This is a genomic window from Lysinibacillus sp. YS11 (assembly GCF_002896375.1).
In the GTDB taxonomy this organism is placed as follows: domain Bacteria; phylum Bacillota; class Bacilli; order Bacillales_A; family Planococcaceae; genus Lysinibacillus; species Lysinibacillus capsici.
In genome coordinates this window covers 189,366-207,752 of sequence record NZ_CP026007.1, presented here as the reverse complement: position 1 = coordinate 207,752, position 18,387 = coordinate 189,366, and the positions used below count along the sequence as shown (strand labels likewise).

The 18,387-nt window shown below is 37.4% G+C and carries 15 protein-coding genes; 3 read left to right on the top strand and 12 right to left on the bottom strand.

The window, feature by feature from the left end; translation table 11 throughout:
- Position 1 precedes the first annotated feature (1 nt).
- Positions 2-709 (top strand): response regulator transcription factor, encoded by a 708-nt coding sequence (locus LBYS11_RS01020; protein ID WP_103117278.1) that lies wholly within the window; start codon positions 2-4, stop codon positions 707-709.
- A gap of 48 nt (positions 710-757) precedes the next feature.
- Here the strand turns inward: LBYS11_RS01020 and LBYS11_RS23370 are convergent, their stop codons facing one another.
- The 9 genes from LBYS11_RS23370 to LBYS11_RS00975 all read right to left on the bottom strand — a co-directional run bounded on the left by LBYS11_RS23370 (position 758) and on the right by LBYS11_RS00975 (position 13,661).
- Positions 758-5,932: an S-layer homology domain-containing protein gene (locus LBYS11_RS23370; RefSeq protein WP_233732300.1), complete on the bottom strand. Its 5,175-nt coding sequence runs from the start codon at positions 5,930-5,932 to the stop codon at positions 758-760.
- A 78-nt stretch (positions 5,933-6,010) separates the two neighbouring features.
- Positions 6,011-6,661 carry a phage tail protein gene (locus LBYS11_RS01010; protein ID WP_103117277.1) on the bottom strand — a complete coding sequence of 217 codons (651 nt, stop codon included), beginning with the start codon at positions 6,659-6,661 and terminating at the stop codon, positions 6,011-6,013.
- Positions 6,662-6,705: 44 nt separating this feature from the next.
- Positions 6,706-7,356: a phage tail protein gene (locus LBYS11_RS01005; protein WP_103117276.1), complete on the bottom strand. Its 651-nt coding sequence runs from the start codon at positions 7,354-7,356 to the stop codon at positions 6,706-6,708.
- A 194-nt stretch (positions 7,357-7,550) separates the two neighbouring features.
- The gene (locus tag LBYS11_RS01000; RefSeq protein WP_103117275.1) at positions 7,551-8,024 is read right to left on the bottom strand and encodes a GNAT family N-acetyltransferase; all 474 of its coding nucleotides are present in this window, start codon (positions 8,022-8,024) and stop codon (positions 7,551-7,553) included.
- 43 nt (positions 8,025-8,067) lie between these two features.
- Positions 8,068-9,186: a hypothetical protein gene (locus LBYS11_RS00995; protein ID WP_103117274.1), complete on the bottom strand. Its 1,119-nt coding sequence runs from the start codon at positions 9,184-9,186 to the stop codon at positions 8,068-8,070.
- A 152-nt stretch (positions 9,187-9,338) separates the two neighbouring features.
- A complete protein-coding gene (locus tag LBYS11_RS00990) occupies positions 9,339-10,325 on the bottom strand; it encodes a hypothetical protein (RefSeq protein ID WP_233732292.1) in 987 nt (328 codons plus the stop codon).
- A 19-nt stretch (positions 10,326-10,344) separates the two neighbouring features.
- Positions 10,345-11,409 carry a hypothetical protein gene (locus LBYS11_RS00985; RefSeq protein WP_103117273.1) on the bottom strand — a complete coding sequence of 355 codons (1,065 nt, stop codon included), beginning with the start codon at positions 11,407-11,409 and terminating at the stop codon, positions 10,345-10,347.
- Between the two features lie 65 nt (positions 11,410-11,474).
- Positions 11,475-11,936 (bottom strand): GNAT family N-acetyltransferase, encoded by a 462-nt coding sequence (locus LBYS11_RS00980; protein ID WP_103117272.1) that lies wholly within the window; start codon positions 11,934-11,936, stop codon positions 11,475-11,477.
- A gap of 672 nt (positions 11,937-12,608) precedes the next feature.
- The gene (locus LBYS11_RS00975; protein ID WP_103117271.1) at positions 12,609-13,661 is read right to left on the bottom strand and encodes a helix-turn-helix transcriptional regulator; all 1,053 of its coding nucleotides are present in this window, start codon (positions 13,659-13,661) and stop codon (positions 12,609-12,611) included.
- Between the two features lie 620 nt (positions 13,662-14,281).
- Here LBYS11_RS00975 and LBYS11_RS00970 point away from each other — a divergent pair.
- Both LBYS11_RS00970 and LBYS11_RS00965 read left to right on the top strand, forming a co-directional pair.
- On the top strand, positions 14,282-14,986 hold the full coding sequence (locus LBYS11_RS00970; protein ID WP_103117270.1) for a class I SAM-dependent methyltransferase: 705 nt from the start codon (positions 14,282-14,284) through the stop codon (positions 14,984-14,986).
- On the top strand, positions 14,983-16,026 hold the full coding sequence (locus LBYS11_RS00965; RefSeq protein ID WP_103117269.1) for a saccharopine dehydrogenase family protein: 1,044 nt from the start codon (positions 14,983-14,985) through the stop codon (positions 16,024-16,026). The genes LBYS11_RS00970 and LBYS11_RS00965 overlap by 4 nt, the downstream gene beginning before the upstream one ends.
- Before the next feature lie 51 nt (positions 16,027-16,077).
- Here the strand turns inward: LBYS11_RS00965 and LBYS11_RS00960 are convergent, their stop codons facing one another.
- The 3 genes from LBYS11_RS00960 to LBYS11_RS00950 all read right to left on the bottom strand — a co-directional run bounded on the left by LBYS11_RS00960 (position 16,078) and on the right by LBYS11_RS00950 (position 18,380).
- Positions 16,078-16,800 (bottom strand): amino acid ABC transporter ATP-binding protein, encoded by a 723-nt coding sequence (locus LBYS11_RS00960; protein ID WP_054548544.1) that lies wholly within the window; start codon positions 16,798-16,800, stop codon positions 16,078-16,080.
- The gene (locus LBYS11_RS00955) at positions 16,793-17,452 is read right to left on the bottom strand and encodes an amino acid ABC transporter permease (RefSeq protein ID WP_036075291.1); all 660 of its coding nucleotides are present in this window, start codon (positions 17,450-17,452) and stop codon (positions 16,793-16,795) included. The genes LBYS11_RS00960 and LBYS11_RS00955 overlap by 8 nt, the downstream gene beginning before the upstream one ends.
- Before the next feature lie 133 nt (positions 17,453-17,585).
- Positions 17,586-18,380, bottom strand: coding sequence for a transporter substrate-binding domain-containing protein (locus LBYS11_RS00950; protein WP_004233155.1), 795 nt, complete (start codon positions 18,378-18,380; stop codon positions 17,586-17,588).
- Positions 18,381-18,387: the final 7 nt, after the last annotated feature.

Below are 18,387 nucleotides of genomic sequence, written 5' to 3'. Positions count from 1 at the left end.
AATGTTGAAAGCCATCATAGTAGATGATGAAATTTTAGCAATCAATTTATTAGAAGCCACGTTACATGATAATAGCGATGTTACTATTATCGGAAAATTCGTAAATCCACTAGAAGCTATTGCAAACATCCCTACACTCAAACCTGATATTCTTTTTTTAGATATAGATATGGCCGAAATGAATGGTATTGAATTTGCTAGTAAGATTGCAGACCTTCCTTTTTTAATGGACATTGTATTTGTCACTGCATATGAACGTTTTGCAATAGAAGCTTTTAATGTACAGGCTGTTGACTATATTTTAAAGCCTATTGAGAAAGAGCGTTTAATGAAGACAATCAAGAGAATATCCATGCGTAGAAAGCAATTTCAAGTTAAAGCTGCTGTACACCACATAGAGGAAGAAGCTCATATAATAGAGGATTTTCACTTTCATGTTCATTCTGGAAGAGTATATATCGGTAACACAGCATTAGCCCTATCTACAAAGGAATTTCAAATTTTTTTCTTTCTAGCACAACGATCAGGACAAATTTTTCCCCCATCAGAGCTGTATAAGCTTATTTGGGCAGAGGAAAGTATCGGGCATACACAGGCATTGAAGGTTCATATTAGTAATTTACGAAAAAAGCTAGAATCCGTTGCTGGCCATAGAGCAAAGATTATAACAGTGAGGGGTTCGGGATATAAATTCCATTTCGAGCCATGAAAAAGAAGGCACTGCGATTACATTACGAATCGCGTACCCTCTTTTTGGTTATTTTTTTGCGGCTTCTTGAATCTCATAAAATGCCCAATGGTGTTTTGGAACATCTTTAAATAATGGTGTTTGATCTTCAATGAGAACTTGACGTTCAAACAGTCGATTTAATACCTTCACTGCTTGTGCACGTGTTAACAATCCATCTGGATTGAATGTATCTGCTGTTATTCCTGTCATAATTTCCGCTGCATTGACAGTATCAATTGCTTGCCTTGCCCAATGATGGACACTCACATCTTTGAATACTGCACTTTGTGAGGTTGGTGAACAGAAATCTGCATCAGGACGTTCTACACATTGCTGTTCTATCCAACGGGCTGCCACTGTAGCCATCTGTGCACGCGTAATAAAGCCGTTTGGATTAAAGTTCGTTGCTGTAACCCCTTTAAACAGACCCTTTTCCTTCGCAAATTCGATTGCATCTTTAGCATCATGTTGGAATGTATCTGTATAGGTTGCCTTTGCTTGCGGTATGGCGTTACCTGTTAATTGACGAGCAAACATACTTGCCATCTGTGCCCTTGTAACAGGAGCATTTGGACGGAAGGTATCATCTGGATAGCCTTGAATGTAAGGTAGATGGGTAACACCCTCAGTAATTGGCTCCTTCACTTCTTCCTTCTCTGGTAAGTAGAGAATGGAGAAGGTGGAGAATTTATTCACCTCAAACTGTAAACCTATTCCCTTTTGATATTCTACAACCTTCCCACGTACAACTTCTTTTGTGCCATCACTATGCTCGATAAAGATCGCCAAATTGGCAAGTTGTTCATCTGTTAAATCTGTAGGCAACGGCAATGTTAATTTAACAGGACGGCTTTGCATATTAGTTTCGATGGTCATCGGACGACCAAGCAACTTTACAACCCTACCTTCTACCAATTGCTGCACAACGGTTTCTCTTTTGGCTTGTTCTTCAATCTCTAGCTGTTTATCATACTCTTTTATAGGAACCAGTCGGAAGTATAGATTCTCATTAAACATTTCCAATGAAGTTTTTGGCACTTCAATTCTAACGTTATCGGTAACAATTTCGAGATGGACTGCTCCATTTTGCAGAAGTGACAGCACATTTTTCGGAATGGACACTTGGACTTGATTTACTTGATCCTTCTCGTCTGGGATGATAATCCTTGCTTTATCATTCCCTTGTTCCTTTAATTTCCTAATTGTCTCTGTTGCGCTTGCTGCTGTTAATGTGACATCATCATTCATCGTGTTATCTACATTTTTTGCTCGTTTTATCGTTGTTTTTGAAACTACATCACCATTTCCAGATTCTACATCTACTACAATTTCCTCTACATTGGTTGAAGGTGTTGATGAACCTGAATCAGGATTTGGTGAAGGATCAGTATTATCGCCACCTGTATTATTACTAATCCATTTTGCATAGATCACTGTGTTTGCTGTAATTACAGTATTAAAGTTATATGGTGTTGTGTAGGCATTATTTGTATACCAGCCACCAAATGTATAGCCAGCTTTCGTTGGCGCTTTTGTTGGCTGACTTGCTTTTCCTTCGTGTACTACCGTCTGATTAGAGACAGCACTTCCCCCTGCTACATCAAAGCTTACCGTATGTGTTACAGTCACTGGATTCCATTTTGCATATAATATGATATTTCCACTACCCATAAGGACAGTTGAAGCTGATGCATAATCTATTCCTCTTCCATCTGCTTGCGTGTTCCAGCCCTCAAACGTGTAACCCACTTTTACTAGATTTCCTATATTACCCAGAACTGTTACAGTTTCTCCTTGCTCATACGTTTCACTATCTGTTGGAGCTGTGCCCCCTGTGTTTGTATTGCCGTTGTAGGTGATAGTAAACGTACTAATCACAGAAGTATTCTCTAGGGTTCCTGCACTTACTAATGAAGCTTTGTGCGTCGCCGTTTCTTTCACTCTCGTGATAAACGTATACTCTGTATCAGGCGTTAGTTCACTAAAGATCGGACTGTCCTGCCACGTTGTTCCGTTATCTCTACTATATTCTTGACCTACTACCCCATTTAGCGTAATATTTGTCGCTGTTTTACTGGCTACAGTTGGGGCTGGCGGAGCACTTGGTCCATCCACTTTTTCCACAATAGTTGTTTCCCCACTCATTACACTTCCTGTTGCATTTGTTCCATCGGCACTGGCTCTTACTTTAATCGTCTCTCCAATATCTGCTTGAACCAACATATATGTGGAAGAGTTCGCTCCTGAAATAGCCGTGTTCCCTCGATACCATTCATAGGTTGGTGCATCTGCTGTCGTTGGTGGCGTATACGTGATCCCACTAATATCTGCAGTTAACACGCTTCCATACTTCGTCTCTCCCGTGATACTTATCGTACCTCCCATTTCTGGAACCGCTACAGGTTGAGTTTGTGTTTGGATCGATGTTCCTGTACTTACCAGTGATGCCTTGTGAGTGGGTGTCTCCTTCACTCTCGTGATAAATGTATACTCCGTTTCAGGGATTAGTCCATTAAAAATTAGACTATCCTGCCACGTTGCCCCGTTATCTTTACTATATTCTTGACCTACTTCCCCATTTAGCGTAATACTTGTCGATGTTTTACTGGCTTCGGTTGGGGCTGGCGGAGCACTTGGTCCATCCGCTTTTTCCACGAAAGCTGTTTCACCACTCATTATACTCCCTGTCGCATTCGTTCCATCGGCAGTGACTGTAACTTTAATCGTCTCACCAATATCTGCTTGAACTAACGTATACGTAGGTGAGGTCGCCCCTGAAATGGCCGTGTTCCCTCTATACCATTGATAAGTTGGCACATCTTCTATCGTCGTTGACGTATATGTGATCCCACTAATATCTGCGGTTAGCATGCTGCCATACTTTGTCTCTCCTGCGATGCTTACCGTGCCTCCTATTACTGGAATCGCTACAGGTTGAGTTTGGATCGGTGTTCCTATACTCACTGACGAAGCTTTATGAGTTGCCGTTTCTTTCACTCTCGTGATAAACATATACCCAGTATTAGGAGTAAGTTCACTAAAGATCGGACTATCCTGCCAGGTCGTCCCGTTATCTTTACTATATTCTTGACCTGCTACTCCATGTAGCATAATACTTGTTGTTGTTTTACTGGCTTCAGTTGGTGCTGATGGAGCACTTGGTCCATCTGCTTTTTCCACAGTTGCCGTCACTTCACTCGTTACACTTCCTGTCGCATTCGTTCCATCGGCAGTAACTGTAACCTTGAGTTTCTCACCAATATCCGCCTCTACCAATGTATACGTGGACGAGGTCGCCCCTGGAATTACCGTGTTCCCTCTATACCATTGATAGGTTGGTACATCTGATGACGTTATTGGTGTATACGTGATGCCACTAATATCCGAGGTTAATACGTTTCCATACTTTGTCTCTCCTGCAATACTTACCGTGCCTCCTATTATTGGAATCGCTACAGGTTGAGTTTGGATTGGTGCCCCTGCACTTACTAGTGATGCCTTATGAGTCGCAGTTTCTCTCACTCTCGTGATAAAAATATATTCCGTATCTGAAGTGAGTCCACTAAAGATTGGACTATCCTGCCAGGTCGTCCCGTTATCTCTACTGTATTCTTGACCTGCTACTCCATTTAGCGTAATACTTGTCGGCGTTTTACTGGCTTCAGTTGGTGCTGACGGTGCACTTGGACCATTCGCTTTTTCCACAGTTGCCGTCGCTCCACTCGTTACACTTCCTGTCGCATGCGTTCCATCGGCACTAACTGTAACCTTGAGTTTCTCACCGATATCGGCCTCTGCCAACGTATATGTGATTGAGGTCGCTCCTGGAATTACCGTGTTCCCTCTATACCATTGATAGGTTGGCACATCATCCGCTGTCGTTGTTGGTGTATACGTGATACCACTAATATCCGCGGTTAGCACACCATCATACTTAGCCTCTCCTGTGATGCTTACCGTGCCTCCCAATTCTGGCAAAACAGTTAGTGTCTCAAACATCTCATTTTCACCATAACTAGTCCCCACCGAATTTTTCGCGTACGCTCGGTAATAATAATTACTACTTGGATTAAGACCTGATAGATCAACACTAAACGCTCCCGTTGTTCCAATAGCAGTTACTTTCTCACTATTCTCCGTAGTTGGTTCGGTACTCGTTGAATACACAATTCCACGTTCTGTAATCTCGGCCCCTCCATCAAAAGTTACCTCCCCACCTACCGTTGCACCTCTACTCGTAATATTTGTCGCTGGGGTTAAGGTTATAACTGCGGGTGCTTGAGTCGGTACATCTGGATTCCCATACAGTATAGTTCCACTATTACCAACTACTACAAACTGGCCATTTCCATAAGTAACCCCCTGTAAAATAGTTTTACCTAAACCAACCGCTTGTTCATACCAATTTATTCCATCTTTAGAGTAATATACTTTACCAGAAGCTGCCACTGTTACATAATGACCATTTCCATAAGATACACTAGTTAAGAGGAAAGACATTGCATCTACTGGTAAATTGTATTGAATTGTCCAATATACCCCATCTGGTGAGGTGAGAATCGTTCCATTTTGACCAACGACCACATATTGACCATTTGCATAAATTACAGATCTTAAAATATTTTTGGTATTAGAGGTTTGCAATAACCAATTTTCCCCATCTGGAGATGTTAATATCGTTCCACCAGCACCTACTGCGACGAATTGATTATTAGCGTATATTACACCATAAAGATGATTTGTCTGTGGGGTTTTTTTTTGCCATGTCACCCCATTGCTAGAAACATACATATTACCTAAATTACCAACAGTAACATATTTATTATATCCATATGTTACTGAATGAAGAGGGGTACTACTATCTACTGAAGTAGCTGTTGTCCATGTTTGCCCATCTGATGACGTATAAAAATTAGATGAATTGTCAACTGCCATAAAATGATTATTTTCATAAACTACTGAGTTAATTGTTTGTAAGGCAGTTATAATAGTTGATTGTGTCCATGATGATCCATTTGTTGAATAATAAGCCTTACCAGTAGTATCAGTAACTACATATTTACCATCACCATAAGCCACTGCTTTATAGTTTACACTTGGTGGTGTTGCTAGTGTAAAATCAGCAAATGTACTGGGTATCCATTGAAAAAATAATAGAAAGATTAGTAGGATACTTACTATTTTCTTATAACGTTGTCTCATAAATATCTCCTCCAACAAAACTATTCCTTCTATGTATCAAATAAAGAAATGTTATATGAACCTAGCATTTTGCAACACCTACTGTTGACTAGGAAATATCCCCTGAATACATATGATAAAATTCAATGCTTGGAAAGGCTGCCGAATATCCAATGCAGAAGGCGCCAATTGTCCCGCTGGCGCAATCGTGGTTGTTACATTCCCACTCACTGTTCCACCTGAGACAGAAAATGGCTTCAAGTTTGTATCCGTAGTTCCCGCTGTATAAAAATCTGCTGTTCCCATACCTTGATCTACAGAGGCTGCAAGGCTTGCATTATTTGGTGAATTACTTCCTCCCCCTTGAGAGGAGGCTGGGATTGCAACGTTCATATTACTTACTGTTAGATTAGATGTAGACGTAGTTGCACTATGAGTATGTTGTGGCATATTTAATGGAGAAAGGGTTATTTTCTCCACACCGCCAGTCTGTCCTAGATTACACGGAGTGACTCCTTGTGGTATAGTTCCTCCCATTCCCCCATTCCCACACGCGCCTACTGGCACACGTCCATTCAAGTTTGGTAAACAAAAAGTATTCTTTCCGTCTCCACCATATCGATTTCCTAATACAGCAAATAAAACTTGATTCTGTTGAATTGAAAGTTCTTGACCGTTGCAAAATGCCCAGCCCTGTGGAGCAAATGATGCTGGCCATGCTACAATAGTTCCTGTGTAATTCTCTGCCATAAAATACCTCACTTTAATTTTATTTAATAAAAAATAGATTTTATTTATTCTCGAATAGGGAACCAGCCTTGAATACAAATAATATAATTCAACGCTTGGAAAGGCTGCCGAATATCCAATGCAGAAGGCGCTAATTGTCCAGCTGGCGCAATCGTGGTTGTTACATTCCCACTCACTGTTCCACCTGAGACAGAAAATGGCTTCAAGTTTGTATCCGTAGTTCCCGCTGTATAAAAATCTGCTGTTCCCATACCTTGATCTACAGAGGCTGCAAGGCTTGCATTATTTGGTGAATTACTTCCTCCCCCTTGAGAGGAGGCTGGGATTGCAACGTTCATATTACTTACTGTTAGATTAGATGTAGACGTAGTTGCACTATGAGTATGTTGTGGCATATTTAATGGAGAAAGGGTTATTTTCTCCACACCGCCAGTCTGTCCTAGATTACACGTAGTGACTCCTTGTGGTATAGTTCCTCCCATTCCCCCATTCCCACACGCGCCTACTGGCACACGTCCATTTAAGTTTGGTAAACAAAAAGTATTCTTTCCGTCTCCACCATATCGATTTCCTAATACAGCAAATAAAGCTTGATTCTGTTGAATTGGAAGTTCTTGACCGTTGCAAAATGCCCAGTACTTTGGAGCAAATGGTGCTGGCCATGCAACAATAGATCCCATATACATTTCGGCCATAATTTTATACCTCACTTTAATTTTATTTATTCTTACTGAGGGAAATTTCCTTTAATACAAATACGCTTGAAAGGTTCTCCGACACTCATAATTAACTTAAAAATCGTATAAGTATTCCAATCATTTAAAAATCGGCAGTTCCCTCACTTTAACTCCAATGACAAAACTACTTAGTAAGTTCAAAGAAACATTCATTATTTCCTATGCCACGCCATCATCACATGCGGCACTACCTCTCCGGTAACAACAAACCCACATCTCTCATACAACCTCTGTGCAGGATTCCCCATCAACACAGTTAATTCTATTGGCAATCTAGATTCAGCAGCTACATGCTGAAATTCCCTCAATAGCACTGTACAGATTCCTCTACCTCTATATTCAGGAAGTATGAAAATATCAATCAGACGTATTGCTTCTTGCTGTACCTCGGTTATTAATCTACCAATACCTACACCTTCATACATTATGATTTCATATTTGGCATTAGGAAATTGTTGCTGATAAGAAGCTTTTTGAGCATCGTATTGCATACGTAATAAACCTTCTATTTGTTGCTCATCCAATTCTAATATGGCAAATTCATTTTTTCTTGTAGATACAAATAATGAATAAAGGGTATCTTCCTCTTCACTTAATGCCACTCGCAATTTCACTTTATCTTTCATTTTTGCTTTGCCACTCACCTCTTTCCTGAAATTTCAAACAATATTAAGCAACACTCGCTAAAATATCCTTATTTTCTTCTTGTATAGCTTCGATTTCTTGAATTTCCATTTCTAAAACTCTTGCTATCTCGGATGGTGTATGCTTTGTAAATAACATATACATAGCTTTTATTTTCTTTGCTTGATCTCCAGAGACTTTTAAAATATTGGAGATTTCAGCTAAATCCGTATGGTTCTCAATCAAATACGAACCTAATAAAGTATTAGTGACTTTTTGTAACTCATTTTGGTCCACAACGTTTTTACATAATGCTTCTGCAGCTATACTCGCTGCTACGGATAAATCCATCCCTTTTTCATGCATCCGTTTCATAGCATTAAATTGATCCGCCCATTTGCGTAATGTATAGTTTTGTTCCTTTACTAGGAAAACAAGCTCTCGATGATTTACATCCGTATCGTGTAAAAGTCCCGTCTCCTTAAAAGTCTTTGCAAGATCCTTAAAGAAAGCATTAACTTGACTTTGGCCACGATTAATCTCTTCTTTTGTCTTAGTTAAATCCTCTTTTGCCTTATTCGTTTCTGCTTGAATATTTTCAAAATACTCTTTGCGTAATTCCCCTTGAATAATTCCTGTAATAAGATAAAGGACAGCTGCTATTGCGCCAAGCGTACCAAGTTTTGCTACTAAGCTATCCAGCACTTTTATTTTTCCAATCCATTGATTAACAACAAATAATGTAAGCGCTACATATTTATCTAAAGTGATTTTTTTATAAGAAGGCACAACGATTGATAAAGAAATCAATGGCAACGTATTTTTAAAGCACTTTCTCCATTCTAGGAATTCCATTAGCAAACTATTTAAATCATCTTGGATATCATGCTTTAAAATATTTAAGTCAATTGATGTTCCACTTAACTCACTTTTCAGCTCTTTTAAAAGCTTAATTGCTTGTGCCTTTCGCTCTGGGTTATCTGTACGAAATACATTGTCCCCAAGCCATGCACTAATTTCTAAATCCTCGTCCAATAGCTTAGAAATGATACTATCAATTCCCTCTTTACATTCAGCCAGCTTGTCTTCTACCTCATAAATATTTTTTAGAGTAGGCTGTAATTCTTCTACATAGGTTGCTAATGTCGCTTCTGTAATCGCCATATTATCCATCCATTCTAAAATTATTTTTTAGCTAACAATTGCTATTAAATCGCTATTTGTCTCTTGAATTGTCATGACCTCGTTTACATCCATTACCAAGACTTGTGCAATTTCATCTGGTGTATGCATTTTAAATAACATGTAGGTTGCTTTTACTTTTTAATTCTTTCTAGGGACATATCAAGCTTTTGAGAAACTACACTATTTTGCTCTCCCATTTCAATAAGGTAGGCACCCATTAACAGTTTGCTGTAATTGTCTAATTCATTTTCATCATCTTGTTTATTTACTAGATTTGCAGCAACCACTTCTGCTGAAAATTCAATATCTAAGCCTTTATTAATCATTCGCTTCATCGAATCATATTGATCCGACCAACGTCTTAATGTGCCAGCCTGTTGTTTAACGAACGATACTAGCTCCTGATGGTTTGTATAAGGCTTTGTTAACAAGCCTGTTTCTTGAAAGCTCTTTGCCACATCTTCAAAAAAGGCATTTACTTGCACCTGCACATCATTGATATCCTGTCTTAACTTTTTAACATCCTCCATCGCAGCCTTTGTTTCTTTTTGGATATTTTCAAATAGCTCCATTCTTTTTTCGCCTTGAATTATTCCATCTATTAACACCACCACAACAATAAGACCTACGACACCTAACCCTAATACCTCAAATATTGGTAGTAATATATCTTTCAATACGACGGTTAATACAAACCCTAGCATTAAACGATGAAAGGGATTAAAAGCCTGGAATTTAGGTACAGCTATGGAAAACGCAATAAATGGTAACCTATCATCAAAGTAAGTTTTCCAGTCCCCATACTCTTTTAATAAAGTATTTAATTCATCTTGGATATCATGCTTTAAAATATTTAAATCAATTTTTGCATTACTTAATTCATTGTTTAAGTCATTTAACAGTTGAATAGCTGTTTCTTTCCTTTTCGGGTTATCTGTCCGAAATAGATTGTCACCAAGCCATGCACCTAGGTCAAATCCTTCATCTTTTAATTTAGATAAAATACTGTCTATATCTCCACCGGCTTTTCCAAGCTTGTCTTCTAGTTCAATTATATTTTTAATACTGGGTTGAAGTTCCTTTACATAGTTGTCTAATTGATATTCCGAAATTGGCATAGCATTTTCTCCTTTCTGATTAGGAAATAATTAAAGAAAATAATTCTTTATTTTCTTTATAAAAAGCTTCAATCTCCATAAATTCTAAATTCACTTGTTCAGCAACTACTGCTATGCTCTCTTGGTTTAGCAATAAGTATGCTGCTACTAAAAGCTTTGCCTGTTGTTCTGATAGCTTTACAACTTGTGCTAATGTCATATAGTTCGCACCTGTTTCGAGTAGATAAGCTCCTTGTAAAACTCTCTGGTTTTGATAGATTTGTGCTGGTTCCTCTAAACTTTCGCTTAATACTTTTGCCGTTAGATGTATAGCTTCTTGGAATTCCATATCTTTTTCAAACATTGTATGAAGCATTTGATAATGGTCCGCCCATATTTTCAACTGCTCTCCCTTGCTCTTAATCTCAGTAATGACATCCTGTTGCGTATAGGGCGATTCTGACAACTTATCACTTTGATTTAAATTAGAGACGACATCGCCAAATAGTTTGTCCAATTCATTTTCAGTATCCATTATGATTGACATTAATTTAGCAACACTGCTTTTTGCTTCATTTATTTGCTCTTTTATGTTCACATCAAACTTGTCTAGGGTTACTATTATTTCATTTACTTGACTCGATTCAATTGTTGCAGTTAGAAGGGGTAATTTTGTTACTATCTCTTTTTCAATTAAGAGGGACAGCAATATGTTGAATTGAACATTTGAAGAAAAACTTGTCTCAAAAGGGATGCTTGATACTGCAAATGGAAGTAGGGGAAGCATTTCCTTAAAAGTTTGCTGTAATTCTCTGTTATTTTTTTGCAAAGTGTTTATTTCATTGACTAGTAGCTGTTTAATATGTGCCATACCAATTAAAGATTTTTGTAAATCCGATTGTAGTATTCTTACTTCTTCGAGATGTTTTTCTTTCTTTTTACTTGCTAATAAAAATCTCCTTTCTTTTTTTTGAATATAGTTTTTGATACTGCTGTCAATTTGTACAATGACACTTTCGATTTGTCCCTCTAAATTAAAAAAGTACTGAATCGTTTGCCGTAAATTTTCTTCATATGTCTGTAAAGCCGAATTTGATATTGGCACTTCACATTCACCTCTCTTTAGTCTTTAATAATGGACGGGAATCAGCTTTAAAAGACTTGATACGTTTATTGCCACCTCATTTTTAAATAGAGTTCATCAGTTGACACTACATGAAATCCTAGTCTCTCATATAGATTTCTTGCAGGATTTGTATGAAGAACTTGTAATATCACTGGTTTATTTTCTTCTTTTGCCTTTTGCTGAAGATTGCTAATGAGATAAGATCCTACTCCATTACCTTGAAAACTTGGCAAAATAGAAATATCAATTATATGTAGTCGCTCAGGTAAATCTTCTGTTAACAATCTTCCAACATATTGCTCATCTGAAGTAATAATACAATGGCTTGCATGTGGAAATTGTTGTCTATATGAGGTTTGCTGTGCGCACCACTGCATTTCTAAAAAGTGCTGTATTTGTTCAGCAGACCATCCCCATGAATCTATTTCTTTCCTACGAGAAGAAGCATAGACTTCGTAAAGGAATGGCTCGTCCTCTTTCGTAATAGACTTAAGCTCTACTTCCATCCTTTCGCCTCCTTCTTTTCTTGAATAGCTTACTAATTATAGAGTCATATCCTATATCTCCCATACTTCATTTATCAAAAAATTCAGATTTTTAAAATCCTAGTAATAAATAATACTTAATACCCAAATAAAAAGTCTGTTATTGCATTTATTTTGTGGCTTTTAGCCTTTTTTTCATTATATTATAGGTCAATAGATTTCACTATGAATTTATTCCATTTTTTAGGTTAATTTTTCTTAACCTTTTATTATGATTAGTGATACTAGTAGCTAAAGTATAGTTATTGGCTTCTTTTTAACTATCAAATGGATTTAATTCCTTTATACTTACTTTCCTGTAGGCGAGCGCTGATCCGCTTCCATTCCATGCAGGGTTCGCCTGTCTCGCTATCCCACCGGAGTCAAGTAGCCTTCCAATCCGCCCCACAAAAGTGTTACCTTTTTAGCAAAGGTTTTCAAATAAGGTGGAGGTCTTCACTACTCTTATGAAGAGGTGTTGTCACCCATCACTTCTCTACAATGAAAAAAAGCCTATTCTTTCTCTAGTTATACAAATAATGGGCTATTTGTTCACTACAGCTAAGTATGAAAGTTAAGGAAAAGTTGACATCATCTTTTTTCAACAACATGAAGAATCTGCTAGAAAGCTAGCAGATTCGTTAGTTCAACTTATTAATCTAATTGGAAGCGGGAGAAGATCTTCCATACTAGCTCATTTCGATTTGAGACATTTACTTTTTGAAAAATTACCTTTAAATGATCTTGTACTGTGTAGATTGAAATATCAAGATTATAAGCAATCTCTTTTGTAGGAATCCCTTTAATAACTTCAAATACTACTTCCTTTTCTCTAGGGGTAAGATTATAGGCCGTTATTAAGAAATTGAGCATTTCTCTTGATGATGCTTCATTTATTAATAAAGCAATTTGCTGTTCTTGTTGGCTTGTCAGCAAAAGTGATGCCCGAATAGCAATATAGCCTGTATCTTTGATAGGTACTATTAAAGAAGTATTTGAATTGTAATTGTCAGCTAGTAGCTTTGCGCATATAGCTTGAATAGGCTTAGGTACTTGTATATCGGCTAAACTTTCATACTTTCTTAAAATAGAGAGCAATTCACAAGCTTTGGTATTACTTGAAAGAATTTTTAAACTTTTATCAAAAATAACAATGCCTTGTTCTCCTTCTACAGCTGGAATCCTCTCCTCAATAATATAATGATGGAACTCCTTTAACGATTGCCCCATAATTGGCATCAGTATTTTTATAAGCACTAGATCTTGATCTTGAAATAAAGGCTGCTCATTTTCAGCTCTTTTGAAAAGTGTTAAAAACCCATAGCATTGTCCTTGATAGGTTAATGCAGCTCTTATTTCATCACTAAAACCATTGGGCATAAACACTTTTTTATAACGGAAGCTTTGACTTGACGAATCGCTTAACCTACCTATGTTTTGACCACTTTGAACTAAGAATCCATATTTATTTACATCTTCTGTCGTATATTCCAACTCCATAATCTTCTGATGAATCGCCTCTATTGATTTTTCTGTGACTGCTCCTACTGAAAAAAGTGTATGTGCATCCGTTAATGTACAGCAATACGCATCAAAATTTATATGTGTTCTTAGAGCTTCTATCATCAATTGACGATATTCAAACGAATTTTTGCTGTGCTTGAAGCATTGGTCAGATTTTCTTTGCCAATAGTGTGCTTCCTTCATAAAAACCTACCTCCCCCCAGAAATATGGGATAGTTCTTTTTTTCCGAAAGTTTATAATTGAGAATAATTCTTAATTGAATTGTACAGAAGTTCAACAAGGAGGAATACTATTTTGAAGAAATTTTATTTTTTATTTTTTATTGTCTTACTAACAACTGCCGTTATTAGTGGCTGCTCAGAGAAATCATCTCAAGCAATTGTGGGTGGTGTGAATTCAGATTAAAGCTACTATTAGTGCCCCTAACTCGTCTGCTATTTTTCCAAGCATCCTGTTGGCAGAACAAAAGAGGATATTGAACTTATTACCTGGGAAACAGTAGATACCCTTTTAGCTCAAATACAAAAAAACCAAGCACAATTTATGGTACTTCCTCTTAATATGGGAGCTAATCTATATGCAAAAAGAGTGCCATTACAACTTATAGGAGGTCTAGCACATCAAACTATTTTCATACCTAGTTAAGGTGGTCCACCAGATATTTTTAGGGAATAGTCCTACACAGATACTAGGTGACTTCACTAAACAATCATCAGCCTTTCATCAGAATGATTGCTTAAAGATGAAGGAATTGCTCTCGAAATTTTAACGTATAAAAATAAATTGCTTTGGAGGTATTTTAATGAATAGATCTATACATAGCTGGGACAGTCCTTCTGTCAACAATTATCAACAGTCCATTCGACAAAAAATCATAGGCTATGATCTTATTTATGACATGATGGTCAATATACTTCAGAATTTCACTCCTGCAAATAAATTTTTAGTGGTAGGTGCTGGAGGTGGACAGGAATTACTCACTTTAGGCAAATCATTTCCTTCTGCCCATTTCACAGCAGTCGATTCCTCAAAGGTAATGCTGGAGCTGGCTGCTAAACAAATTGGATCACTACCACATCGACCTACTATTATGTGGGTTGAGAAGGATCTACTATCCTTAAGAGTAAATGAGGTCTTCGATGTAGTTAGTTGTCATTTGGTTTTGCATTTCATAGAAAGCCTTGATCAAAAGAGAAAAATGCTTCAAAAGATTGCGGATAGCTTAAAAGAAAATGGAGTGTTATTTATTTCATCGATAAATGCTGATTTAACTTCACAAACGTTCAAACATGAGCTTTGTTATTGGCGGGGCTCCATGCTTCATAACGGAATAGGTGAGGATCATTGGCAACGCTTTGAGCAATCCTTTAGCGTCACAACCCATCCGATTAATCTTGAATTGCTTATTAATTTACTGAAAGAGGCTGGCTTTACAACAATCCTTCCCTATTTTAAAACACATATGATTGACGCTTTAGTTGCTATTAAGGGAGAAACTACTATATGAAAAAGGGGAAGATCTTAATCATCGGAGGCTATGGTGAAGTGGGAGGGAAAATTGCAAAATTATTGTTGCAAAGCTATCCCAACAGAATATGGATTGCCGGAAGAAATATAGAAAAGGCTAAGGATTTCTGTGTCGAGCACAAAAACTTAGTAAGACCTCTTCAATTGGATGTGTCAGAAAAAGTGCATCCAGAGCAATTAGAAAATGTAGCACTGGTCATTATGTGTCTAGAGCAAAAGGATACTGCATTTGCACAGCTCTGCTTAAATGAAGGGATTATCTATATCGATATTACTGCAAGCTATACCTTCCTTAAAAAGTTAGAGGCACTCCACTCACTAGCTGTACAAAAACATTCTACAGCCATTTTTAGTGTTGGTATGGCTCCAGGATTGACCAACTTAATGGCCATGCATGCTGCAAGGCAATTATCCTCCCTCGAGAAGATGCATATTTCCATCTTACTTGGGGCAGGCGATACACATGGCACCGCGGCAATTCTTTGGATATTGCAACAATTAAATAAACCCTTTAGTAGCTACAACAATCATAAGGTTGCTAATTTTACTAATAAGAGAACCGTGAAATTTAAAAAGATTGGGAAACGAAGTGTGTATCAATTTAATTTCTCTGACCAGCATACATTAACAAAGCATTTCCCTTCTACTCCTATCGTCACAAGATTAGGCTTTGATGTTGAGCCACTCAATAAATTTGTATCCTTTTTACAAAAGAGTAGAATTGCTAGCCTATTAAAATTTAACGGTATACAAATCTTGCTCGCTTCACTTATTCAAAAAATTAAAATTGGTTCTGATGTGTGTGGCATACAAATAGAAGCCATTGGGACAAAACATCACAAAGAAGTAAGCTTCACATTAGACTTTCTTGATCGCGATGAATCACTTGTAACAGCGAAAGTGGCAGCATTTATAGCTAACGAGTTTCTTAACAATAAACATCCAGCAGGAGCCTATCATATTGAGGAATTATTTACATTAGACACCTTACAGACTCAATTTGATATGTCTCTTCAATAAAAATGGCATTTAGCTCTCATCTAACGGAGAAGCTAAATGCCTGTTGTTTTATTATAAAACCTTCTCTAAAAAATCCTTTGCACGCTGTGTTGATGGCGCTGAAAAAAACTGTTCTGGAGGAGCATCCTCAATGAGCTTGCCGCCATCAAGGAAAAGAATACGATCAGCAACCTCACGAGCAAAGCCCATCTCATGTGTCACAATCAACATGGTCATCCCAGAATCTGCGAGGTTTTTCATAACAGCCAATACCTCTTTAACCATTTCAGGGTCGAGTGCCGATGTAGGCTCATCAAATAATATAACTTTAGGGTCCATGGCAAGTGCTCGCGCAATAGCAACACGTTGCTTTTGTCCTCCCGATAAACGATTTGGATATTCTAGACGCTTCTCAAACAGACCTACTTTCTTTAATAACTCTTCTGCTTTGTTGATAGCTGTAGCCTTATCCAAACCCTTCACATTGATTGGCGCATATGTTAAATTTTCAAGCACAGTTTTATGAGGGAAAAGATGAAAATGCTGAAATACCATACCTACTTCTTCACGTATTTTCATTATATTTGTCCCTTTATCTGTCAGGACATCCCCTGCAATCGTTACCTTCCCACTTGTCGGAGTTTCTAATAAATTTAAGCAACGAAGAAATGTCGATTTACCTGATCCTGAAGGTCCAATAATAGCAATTACTTCTTTTTCTTTAACTTCAGTTGATATACCCTTTAATACTTCATTCTGCCCATAAGATTTGTGTAAATCTTCAATTTTAATCACTTTTTCTCATTCCTTTCTCGATTCGTTTACCAAGGAACGTTAAAACAAGCGTCATGATGTAATAGATTACCCCTGCAAAAAGTAATGGCTCAAGATAACGGTAGGTCGAACCTCCTACAATGTAGGCACGACGCATAATATCTAATGCACTGATTACTGTCACAACTGCTGTTTCTTTATTTAATGTAATAAATTCATTTACTAAGGATGGTAAAATATTTTTTACTGCTTGCGGAATAATAATATCCTTCATCATTTTTGCATATGGAATCCCCAATGCTTGTGCAGCTTCCATTTGTCCTTTATCAACTGCATTGATACCAGCACGGATAATCTCTGAAATATATGCACCTGAGTTTAAACCAAAAGCAATAATAGCTGTTGGAATAGGCTCAATTTGTATATCTAGTAATTGCGGTACTGCATAATAAATAATTAGTAATTGTAATACAAGAGGTGTACCGCGGAAAATCGACGTATAGAAATCAGCAAACCAACGTAAAAAATTCACTTTACCAATTTTACATAATGCTAAAAGTATACCTACGATAAAACCAATGATGGATGCACCGATTGCAATTTGAAGTGTAACACCTATCCCTTTTAAAATATAAGGAATAGAGGGAACGATAGCTGTAAAATCTAAATTCACAGCGCTCCCTCCTTTCTTTTTCATCATGATGTAGCTTTGTTTTTTGTACCAAACACAAATTTAGAAGAGGCTTAAAGGATAATAATGAAAAGCACAAGCGATAGCCTAAAAGTAGAGCTATCGCACGCAATTATTATTCAACTTTTTCTAACCATTTTTCTTCTAACTCTTTGATTTTGCCTTCTTCAGCTAGCTCTTTTAAAGCTTTATTAATTTTATCTTTTAAATCGCTTCCTTTTGGAACAGCGATTGCTTTGAAATCTTCAGGCTGTTCTTCCACTGGGAAAGCCTCTAATTGATCATTCGTTTTTAAATAGCCTTTCGCAACGCCACCCTCTAAAATACCTGCGTCTAAACGTTTAGACATCATATCTTGCACAATCTCAGGGATTCGCGTACGTCCTTCTACTGTTACATCAACCTTTTTCGCAATTTCATTACCTAAGTTTTCCTGAATAGATGCAGTTTGTACACCTATTTTTTTACCAGCTAAGTCAGCTTCTTTTTTAATACCGCTATCCTTTTTAACAAGGATTACTTGCTCTGTTTCATTATATTTATCTGAGAAATCTACCACTTTTTCACGCTCTGGATTCGGTGTCATACCAGAAATAACGACATCAATTTTCCCTGCTTGTAGTGCTGGCACTAAACTGTTAAAGTCCATATCTTGCACTTGCATATCAACGCCTATTTTTTCTCCAACTAATTTGATTAGATCAATATCAAATCCAATAATTTCTTCGCCTTTTGCTGCATCCACATATTCAAATGGCGCATAGTCAGCTGATGTACCAACTTTTAATACTTGCTTACCCTCTGTATCCGTAGTAGATCCTGTATCGCTTGCATTATTGTCTTTAGTGCCACATGCTGCAAGTACACCTATTACTAGTACCAGCATCATGATGAATAACTTGTTCTTCATAAATTGT